The 10,000-nt window shown below is 62.1% G+C and carries 6 protein-coding genes; 1 reads left to right on the top strand and 5 read right to left on the bottom strand.

The window, feature by feature from the left end:
- The 5 genes from LDL37_RS02450 to LDL37_RS02430 form a co-directional block, all read right to left on the bottom strand.
- Nucleotides 1-479: PQQ-dependent sugar dehydrogenase (locus LDL37_RS02450; protein WP_290793807.1), on the bottom strand; the 479-nt coding region annotated here is incomplete at its 3' end.
- Nucleotides 480-628: 149 nt separating this feature from the next.
- The gene (rplS, locus tag LDL37_RS02445; RefSeq protein WP_013477725.1) at nt 629-1,057 is read right to left on the bottom strand and encodes a 50S ribosomal protein L19; all 429 of its coding nucleotides are present in this window, start codon (nt 1,055-1,057) and stop codon (nt 629-631) included.
- Nucleotides 1,058-1,078: 21 nt separating this feature from the next.
- Entirely contained in the window at nt 1,079-1,837 is a 759-nt protein-coding gene (gene trmD / locus LDL37_RS02440) for a tRNA (guanosine(37)-N1)-methyltransferase TrmD (protein ID WP_290793799.1), read from the bottom strand.
- Between the two features lie 149 nt (nt 1,838-1,986).
- Complete coding sequence (locus LDL37_RS02435; RefSeq protein WP_290793796.1) at nt 1,987-4,344, bottom strand: TonB-dependent receptor; 2,358 nt, start codon at nt 4,342-4,344, stop codon at nt 1,987-1,989.
- 111 nt (nt 4,345-4,455) lie between these two features.
- Nucleotides 4,456-4,956: a response regulator gene (locus tag LDL37_RS02430; protein WP_290793793.1), complete on the bottom strand. Its 501-nt coding sequence runs from the start codon at nt 4,954-4,956 to the stop codon at nt 4,456-4,458.
- Nucleotides 4,957-5,158: 202 nt separating this feature from the next.
- Between LDL37_RS02430 and LDL37_RS02425 the strand changes: the two genes are divergently transcribed.
- On the top strand, nt 5,159-10,000 hold a 4,842-nt coding region (locus LDL37_RS02425; protein WP_290793790.1), incomplete at its 3' end, for an alpha-2-macroglobulin.

Here is a 10,000-nt window from a genome sequence, read left to right as displayed (position 1 = left end):
ATGCGCGACCCCCAGTGGTTGGGACTTTCGACCTTGGGTGTTTGCCGCCAGATGACCTGAAGACCGGTAATGGCCGAACCGTTGAGCTTGCCGCGCGCCACGGCCGTACCCGCCGTATCGTTTTCGCCCTCTTCGGAGAAGCTGAAATAGACGAGGCCGTTTTCGCTGAATTTCGGATCGACCGCGACGCCCAGAAGACCGCCCTGACCATAATCGACCACGGTTGGGCCACCGGAAATCGACTGAAGGCTCTTGCCGTCTTTACTGATCAGCTTGATCCCGCCCGCCTTTTCCGTAACCAGCAAACGCCCATCGGGCAGGAAGGCCATGCCCCAGGGTTGTTCTATGCCTTCGGCGAATACGCTGGCTTCAAAGGCGTTCGACTCAGGCGAAGGGCGGCTGGCCGTCTGGGCGCAGGCAGGCGTGGTCAGGAGTAGGCTCAGGCTCAGACCGGTAAGCAACAGATCGCGGCGTTTCATCAGGGCCTCTTTTCGCAAGGGTTTGAGCGAGATTAACACTCCCTGATACGGCCGCCACTTAAAAACCGATTGCACAATGGCTTGATAGCGCAAGAAAAAACCCCGCCGGACGAACCAGCGGGGTTTCAATTTCGATAAGCGGTAGAGGCTTAGCCCTCGGTGGACTCGCTGGCCGCCATCTGGGCGCGCAGTTCGTCGCCCTTCGAGCCGCGCGTCGAGTTTTGCGAACGCTCGACGATACGGGCTGACTTGCCGCGACGGTCGCGCAGATAGTACAGCTTGGCGCGACGCACGACGCCGCGGCGCTTGACTTCGATCGAGTCGATGTTCGGCGACAGCAGCGGGAACTTACGCTCCACGCCTTCGCCGAAGGAAATCTTGCGGACGGTGAAGGTTTCGTTGATGCCCGTGCCGGCGCGGGCGATCACGACGCCCTCATAGGCCTGAACGCGCTCACGGTCGCCTTCCTTGATCTTCACGTTGACGCGAACGGTGTCGCCCGGTTGGAAAGCCGGAACGGTCTTGCCAGCCTTCAGCTTGGCCACTTCTTCGGCTTCGATCTTTTGAAGCAGGTTCATGATGTAACTCCTATTTAGGGCTTACTCCGCTTTGGGAGCGCCTTTTGCCTGTGATTTGGAAAGATACGCCGCCCAGAGGTCCGGTCTGCGTTCCTTCGTGGTTGCCTCTCTTTGTTTTTGCTTCCACACGGCCATCTTTTTGTGATCGCCGGACAAAAGCACTTCGGGGATGTCGAGGCCCTCAAACGTCCGCGGTCGCGTGTACTGCGGGTGTTCGAGGAGACCATCCTCAAAACTCTCGGTATCGAGGCTTTCGGCGGCCCCCAGTACACCGGGGATAAGCCGCACGACTGCCTCTATGGTGACCATCGCCGCCGACTCTCCGCCCGCAAGGACGGCGTCACCGACGCTGATTTCCTCAAAGCCGCGCGCATCCAGCACGCGCTGATCGACGCCTTCAAACCGACCGCACAAAACGATCAGGCCCGAAGCCTTCGACCATTCCCTGACCTTGTCCTGAGTGAGCCGCCGTCCACGGGCGCTCATATAGACTTTGGGCCGGTCATCGGCCCCCAGACTGTCCAGCGCCTTGGCGATCACATCGGCCTTCAGCACCTGTCCGGGACCACCCCCGGCAGGGGTGTCGTCGAGAAAGCCGCGCTTATCGCTCGAAAAGGTCCGAATGTCCACAGGCTCAAGCGCCCAAAGGCCAGATTCTTTTTGCGCATTCCCCAGAACCGATACCCCCAGCGGGCCGGGAAAGGCTTCCGGGAACATGGTCAGCACCGACACGCGATAGGGCGCGGGGGTTTCAGGGGAATGTTCAGGCAGATCGGTCATTGGGTTGGCTCGGCAAGTCCCCAAATCTCAATCCAGAAAAGGATGAGGCGGGACAATTTCATACTCCCCCGGCGTACCGGGGGAGGTGGCAGTCTGCTTTAGCAGACTGACGGAGGGGGGCTTACCACAGAAGTCGTGAAATACAAATCTTACCGCCGCAAACGCAGCGTCAGGCCAATGGTGCGCGGCTGACCGACAAAGGCATTAAACGTGCCCGACTGCATAGGTGCGCCAAACACCACCTGATAATAGGTCTCATTGGTCAGATTGGTCCCCCACAGGTCGAGCGCCACCGTCTCATCACGGTTCGCCACACTCAGACGGCCATTCATTAATGTATAGGCGCCCTGAATCTTGATGGGGGCGAGATCAGAACCGGTATTGTAATCGGAATTATAGCGCGCATCGAGCGCCGCGCCCCAGTTCAGGCCCTGCCATTCGCGGTGATAATCGGCCTGAAGCGTCGCTGACCATTTGGGCGCAAACGAGGCGCGGGCGTCGGCGAGGCGCGGCAGGCCGGGCACGGGCTGCGACCCGAACTGACTCTCGGACCAGGTGACGCCGCTGACCAGACGCAGGCCGTTTTTCAGCGTCAGGCGCGTTTCCGTCTCTATGCCGTGCGATGTCAGCTCTGGCACCGAGGTGACAAGGAAGGTCGCGCCGAGGAAGGTGTTGAGCTGAAAATCGCGGAAGTCCTGATGGAAGGCCGCGGCATCAAAGGCCAGACGCCCGCGCCACCAGCGGCCTTTCAGCCCGACCTCATAGGCGGTGACGGTTTCCGCACGGAAGGACGTATCGCGATCGGCCGCATAGGTCGTCGTCTGTTCACGGTCGAGATTGAAGCCGCCGCCCTTCCAGCCGCGCGCCACCGAGGCATAGCTCATCAGCGAAGGCGTGGTCTGCCAGCTCAGCTTGAACGTGCCGGTCACGGCGTCGTCCGACATCTTTTGCGTCAGGTCGAGACGGTTGAAGGCGGGGTTGGAAAAGGACTGACACAGCGTCCCCAGACCCGACGACCCCAGCTTTTGTGCCGCCGCGCACCCGACGCCGCCATCCGTATTGCTGTAGGCGGAGTTCAGCGTCTTGGTCTGACGGTTGAGGCGCAGCCCCAGTACCGCCGACACCTCTGTCGTGAGGGCCCAGTCGAGATTGGCGAACAGGGCGGCATTGCGTTCCGTCTGACGGTGAATGTCGCGCGCCCCGCCGCCGATGGGATAGGCGCTGCCGGCGGTCAGACCGGTCAGGCTGGATACACGAGTCGTCGAAGCGCCGCTGGACAGCAGCAGGCTGAGATAGGGCTCATAGTCTTCGCCATAGACGTAAGAATCGCGCCGCGTCACCTTTTCCGAGGACAGATAGACGCCGGTCAGCCAGTCGAGCGGACCGTTTTTCCCGGACAGTCGCCATTCCTGACTGAGCGTATCGAAGCGCGTGCCGAAATCATCCGGAATGCGGTAATAGATGTCCGCGCCTGAGAAGTCTGCATCATAGCCCTGACGGTGATCAAAACGTCGTGCGGCCGTCACGCTGGTTAGTGTCGGGCCGCTGTCGAGCCGCCAGTTGACCTCCGCCGACAGGCCGCCATCCTTGATATGCTGCGCGGTTGAACGGTTGCTGAAGGCGCGGCGCCCGTCGATATCGGCGGTGGTAGCCACCCCCTGACCCGATGCCAGACCGTTGATCCACGGCGCGGTTGCGCCCACCTGAACCACTGTCCCGGTGCAGCAGTTTTCGTCGCGCGCCGTATAGTCGGCAATCAGCCGCACCCTGAGACGGTCGGCGTCCATATACAGCAACTGACCGCGTAAAGAGTCATAGTTCTGATCGCCGTCGCGGGTGTCGCTGCGCGGCCCCTGACCTGTATTGATGCGGTATTGGCCATCGCGTTGCCGGTGGACCAGCGACAGCGATCCGGCCCATTTGTCGGCCAGTGGTCCCGACACATAGGCGGTGGCGGCGAAGGTGCCGCGCTCACCCGCTGTCAGCTCATAGACCTGCTCCGGCGTAAAGCGCGGGGCCTGAGTGATGGCCTGAATAATGCCCGCTGATGCGCCCTTGCCGAACAGGCTGGTCTGCGGCCCTTTGAGGATTTCGATACGCTCCACGCCCCCCAGATCGCTCATGGCCGTGGCCGTGCGCGCCCGCACCACACCGTCGATGACGACGCTGACCGAAGACTCCAGCCCCGGATTGTCGCCCACCGTGCCGACACCGCGCAACCGCGCCGTGGTCTGGGCTTCGTTGGCGGTGGAGGTGATCAGAAGGGACGGGGTCAGCACCTGCGCATCGCGCAGATCATAGGCCCCGCCACTACGCAACTGGTCTCCGGTAATCACGGCAACAGAGATCGGGGCGCGCGCCAGCGATTCCGGCTTCTTGCGCGCCGTTACCACCACTTCGGTCACCTCCTGTGCCCATACGGGAGCCGCCATGAGGCTGACCAAGGCACTGGCGCTCAGCAGGCGGACGGCGAGGGCAGGTAGGCGACGGCGGGAGGACAAACGCATGCGGGAACCTTGGGCATTTTATTTTATTGAACGCCACCCAATAAAACGTTCAAAAAATATGCGCAAGGTCAAATTGCCACCGCAGAGTTTCGGGCTCTGCAGAGAGGCGGGTTAGATATTTTCCGCCTTGTCCGAGGCCCGGCGGAAGGGGCCTCGGTAATCCGGGCTTTTGCGGCGGCGGCGGTCGGGGCCGGTGTAGCTGGCCGATTTGACCCAGGCGCGTTCGTTATCAATCACGCTTTTCATGCGGTCGATCAGGGCGCGCGCCGTTAGCGGCTTGGCCACGAACTCGTTGACCCCGGCATCGCGCGCCGCCAGCACGTGCGAGCGGTCGGTGTGGCCAGTCATCATGATAATCGGCACGTAGGGGTGGGGGCTGTCGGAACCGGTACGGATCAGGCGCGTCATTTCGATGCCATCCAGCGTTTCCATGACCAGATCGGTGATAATGACATCGGGCCGCCAGTCGCGCACGATTTCCAGTGCTTCGGCGCCATCGGACGCTTCGCGGATATGGGTAATCCCCATGGCACGCAACATGGTGCAGACAATAACCCGCATGTAGTGGTTATCATCGACGACCAGCGCCAGAACACGCGAAAAGCTACTCACTCAGTCCTCACAGCCCAAAAGGAGACCGGTTGTGACTCCGGGGGTACTCACCCTTTACGAAAAGAGTAAGCTTAGCGATAGGTTAATAGACGCTTTCAATTGACGCTACCGCCAAAAAAAATTCACGCCCTCCCCAAGACAGGGGTTTTGACGTTCGGGCGGAACCGGCCCATACTCAAGCCCAAATATATGGGGGTCCCCGATGATCGACTGGCGTAACCGTACCGTCCTCAGCGCCGCCGCTGCGGTCCTGATTTCCGGGTTTTGCGTAGGGTTTCTGACGGCCAAGGCGACCGAGGGTGGCTTCCGCAAGGCGGCCCCGCAAGGTCAGATTCCCATTACCGAAACCATGGGCAAGCTGTTCGGCAAGGTGCGTGACAAAAACGCGCCGCGCTCTGGCGGCATGAAGCCTGCCGGTTTTGCCGTCTGGAAACAAAGGCTGGATACGTCGGGGTCGTCGCCGCAGGCCTGTATCGAATTCTCCAAACCGCTCGATGCCTCCAAATCCTATGGCGACTATGTGCTGGTGTCACCGGAATTGCCGTCGGCTCCGGCGGTGACGGTAAAGGGCTCGGAGCTGTGCGTTGGTGGCTTCGGCTTTACGGATCGCCGCGTGACCCTGCTGAAAGGCCTGCCGTCGGCGAGTAAGGATACGCTGAAACAGAATGCCGATGTCGATTTCGCCTTCGGGGAAAAGCCGCCCTATGTCGGTTTCGCCGGCAATGGGGTTATCCTGCCGCGTGAGGAATCCGATGGGGTGGCGGTCGAAAGCCTGAACGTCTCGACCCTGGCCTTTGAGGTCTGGCGCGTCGGCGACCGCAATCTGGTGCGCAAGACGATCAGTGCGCCGGATGCTACGGCCGAAGGCGATTACGACTACGAATGGGGTGAGGACAGCCCCAAGGGTGAAGGCTACAAGATCTGGTCCGGCAAGGTGGCGGTGAAGGGCGGCGCGGGTGAGCGCGTCACCACCGTCTTCCCGCTGGGGGCCGTGTTGAAAGACCTCAAGGCCGGGGCCTATGTGGTCAAGGTGCGCGACGCTTCGGGCGGGCGTGACAAGAAGGAGGGCGATCAGCCGGCGCAGGCCCGCCGCTGGATACTGTTCACCGATATGGCGCTGACCACCTATACCGGCACGACCGGGGTGGATGTGGTGGTGCGTTCGCTGAAAACCGCCCGACCGATGGGGTCGGTGCGCGTGGCGCTGGTGGCGCAGAACGGCGAAGAACTGGCCTCTGCCAATTCCACCACCGATGGCCGCGTGCATTTCGACAAGGCCCTGTTGAAGGGCGAAGACGCGCTGTCGCCCAAGATGATCATGGCCTATGGCCCGGCGGAAGACTTCACCGCCATGGACATCCACGCTTCGCCGATGGACTTCTCGTCGCAGGGCGTGGGTGGGCGTTCGGATGAGAAGCTGACCGATGGTCGCACGATGAATGCGCTGGTGGATGGTTATCTCTATACGGATCGCGGCATCTATCGCCCCGGTGAGACGGTGCGTCTGGTGGCGCTGGTGCGCGATCCGGACGGCAAGGCAATCAAAGACCGCAAGGGCGCGCTGGTCGTCTATCGCCCGTCGGGCGTCGAAGCCTTCCGCTATCCGTTCGCCCAGACGCCGCAGGGCTTTGCCTATGCCAATATCGCCCTGCCGAAGTCGGCCCCGCGCGGCCAATGGCGCGCCAAGCTGCTGATCGAAGGCATTGACGAAGAACAGGGCAGCGCCGGGTTCGCCGTCGAAGACTTTGCACCGCAGCGCCTTGGCGTCGATATGAAGGCCGATGTTGAGCGGCCGCTGACCGCTGTGAATGAGACGCGCGCCGTGCAGGTCGCCGCCCGCTTCCTCTATGGCGCGTCGGGGTCCGGCCTGACGGTTTCGGGGTCGGCGCGCGTGCGCGTCGATCGCAACCCCTTCCCGAAGTATAAAGACTATCGTTTCGGTAACGAACAGACGCCGTTCGATGAGCAATATGCCGACCTGCCGCAAACGGCGACCGATGCCGAGGGCAAGGCGGTGCTGCCGTTCGCGTCTGCTTACGACACCGATCAGCCGCTGACCGCTCTGGTCACCGCCTCGGTGTTTGAGCCCGGTGGCCGTCCGGTCAGCGAGGTGGAGACGCTGCGCATCCGTACCAAGCCCGTCTATGTCGGGGTCAAGCTCGACACCAAAGACTCTAAGGGTGGCGAAAACCCGGTGACGGCTTTCAGCCTGATTGCCCTCAATGCGCAGGGTGCCCCGGTGACGGCGCGGGGTGTCAAGGTCAAGCTGATTTCGGAAAACTGGAACTACGACTGGTATCAGCAGGACGGGCGCTGGCAATGGCGGCGGACCTCCAAGGATGTGGTCATCTCGGACAAGGATTATGAGATCGGGGCGGCATCGCCGCTGAATTTCGAGAATCGTCTGGGTTGGGGCGATTATCGTCTGGAGATCACGCAGCCTTCGACAGGAGCAAAGACGGTGATCCGCTTCGCCGCCGGTTGGGGCGCGCCGTCCGACGGCACCGAAGCGCCGGACTTTGTGCGCCTGACGGCCGGATCGCAGACCTATGCACAGGGCGATACGATCTCGCTGACGCTGAAATCGCCATACAAGGGCGAGGCGCAGATCGCGGTGGCCAATGACCGCCTGATCGACCTGAAAACCGTCAGTGTCGGCGATAACGGCACCACCGTGCGGCTCAAGACCGATGCGCGCTGGGGCGGTGGGGCCTATGTGATGGTTAGCGTCGTGCAGCCGCGAGACCCGGTCGATGCCTCCAAGCCGCGCCGGGCCATGGGCCTCATCTACGTGCCGCTTGACCCCAAGAACCGCAAGCTGAACGTCACGCTCGACCTTAAAGACAAGGTGTTTCGTCCCGACTTCTCGAAATCGGGTCAGGCGATTATCGACGTGCCGGTGAAGGTCGAAGGCGCCGGCCTCGGCAAGACGGCGCGTGTGTCGCTGGCCGTCGTCGATCAGGGCATTATCAACCTGACCAAGTTCAAGACGCCTGATCCTGCCGGTTTCTATTTCGGCAAGCGGGCGCTGGGGCTGGAATATCGTGATGACTATGGCCGCCTGCTCGACCCCAATATGGGCGCGGCGGCGGACGTCTTCGGCGGGGATCAGATTGGCGGTGATGGCCTGACCACCACGCCGATCAAGACAGTCGCCCTGTGGTCGGGGGTCGTCAACACGGGCCTTGATGGCAAGGCGCATATCAAACTGCCGGTTGGCAAATTCAATGGCGAGCTGAAGATAATGGCTGTGGCCTGGACCGACGATGCGGTTGGCTCGGCCGAAGACAAGCTCACCGTGCGTCAGCCGGTGGTGGCTGAACTGGCCCTGCCGCGCTTCCTTGCGCCGGGCGATAAGGCCTATGCCACACTGGAACTGAACAATGTTGAGGGCAAGCCGGGCTTGTATGAGAGCCTCGTGAAGGGCTTCAACGGTATCGTTACGGCCTTCAAAAAGGCCTTCAATATCGGTCAGGGTCAGCGCGTGCAGGAGGGTATCCTCATTCAGGCCCCGTCCACGGTCGGTGTGTCGAGGATCAATCTGGCCCTCTCGGGTCAGGGCTATGGCTTCGATGAGGATTATCAGATTCAGACCCGCATGGGCTGGGGCGCGCAGACCCGCACGGTCATCGATCAGCAGGCACCGGGGGCGGTCTTCACCCTGCCGCCGGACCTGCTCAATGGCTTGCAGCCGGGGTCGGCGACGGTTCAGGTGTCCTATTCGCCCTTCCGGGGTATTGATCCGGGCCCGCTGGCGGCGGCGCTCAACCGCTATCCCTATGGCTGTACCGAACAGATCGTCTCGGCGGCCTATCCGTGGCTCTATGTCAGCGGTGCGGATGCGACGCGGGCTCAGACCATCCTCAAGGGCGCGGTCAACCGCCTGCTGGATCGTCAGTCGGCGGACGGGGCCTTTGGCCTGTGGCGCGCCGGTGACGGGGAAGCCGAAGGCTGGATCGGGGCCTATGCCACCGACTTCCTGATCGAGGCGCGCAAACGCGGCGTCTATGTGCCGCAGGAGGTCATCGACAAGGCGATGAACGCCATGCGCGACATGTCGAAACCGGAAGGCTTCACCTCGGTGTCCTACCGTCTCAAGATCGAAGAGGGTCCGTGGTGGAACGCCATGGCCGCCAAGTCTGTTTCGGAAGAGATGCGTTCACGCGCCTCGGCCTACGCCCTCTATGTGATGGCCAAGGCGGGTTCGGGCGATCTGGCGCGCCTGCGCTGGTATCACGATGTGCAGTTCAAGGCCGAGCGGTCACCCGTGCCGAAAGCGCAGGTCGGTGCGGCTCTGGCCCTGATGGGCGATAAGGCGCGGGCCAGATCGGCCTTCCGTCAGGCGGCGCAGGGCATGGGTTATAAGGCTACCTATGACTGGTATCAGTCGCCGCTGCGCGATGTGGCTGCGGTCATCGCTCTGGCCTATGAGGCCGGGGAGCTGGATACGGCGAAGACGCTCATCCCGCTGCTGGAACGCCATGTCAAAGGCCCGGACGAGATGAACACCCAGGAACAGGCGCAGGTGCTGAAAGCGGCCTCCCTGATGCTGGCTCAGGCTGGGCCGCTCAGCATCAAGGGCGAGAATGTCAAGGCGCTGGATGGTAAGTCGAGCCTGCAACGCTTCCAGATCGCTGCGGTGAAGGACGCGAAGTTCACTAATCAGGGTAAGGGCGCGGTGTGGCGCACAATCACTGTTACCGGTGTGCCCGTGGCCCCGCCCCCGGCAGAGGCCAGGGGTTATACGATCGACAAGGCCTATTATACGCTTCAGGGCCAGCGTATCGACCCGTCGCAGGTCGTGCAGGGGCAAAAGGTGCTGGTGGTCATCAGTGGACGGACGAACTATGCGGAAACCCGTCCGATCGTGGTTGATGACGCGCTGCCCGCCGGCTTCGAGATTGAAATGACCCTGTCGCGCGATGACGCCCAGAACGGACCCTTCCGCTTTGTGGGCGACCTCAGCCAGCCGGATGTGCAGGAAGCCCGCGATGACCGTTATGTGGCGGCGCTGGATGTCTCGGCCAACAGCGGCTTTGCCATG

It is taken from the genome of Asticcacaulis sp. (genome assembly GCF_020217185.1).
In the GTDB taxonomy this organism is placed as follows: Bacteria; Pseudomonadota; Alphaproteobacteria; order Caulobacterales; family Caulobacteraceae; genus Asticcacaulis.
Note: the sequence above shows the minus strand (reverse complement) of the source record. Positions and strands in the feature narration are given on the sequence as shown.

Coding starts and splice junctions, on each gene's coding strand:
- rplS (WP_013477725.1), bottom strand. CDS start 1,057: ATGAACCTGCTTCAAAAGATCGAAGCCGAAGAAGTGGCCAAGCTGAAG.
- trmD (WP_290793799.1), bottom strand. CDS start 1,837: ATGACCGATCTGCCTGAACATTCCCCTGAAACCCCCGCGCCCTATCGC.
- LDL37_RS02435 (WP_290793796.1), bottom strand. CDS start 4,344: ATGCGTTTGTCCTCCCGCCGTCGCCTACCTGCCCTCGCCGTCCGCCTG.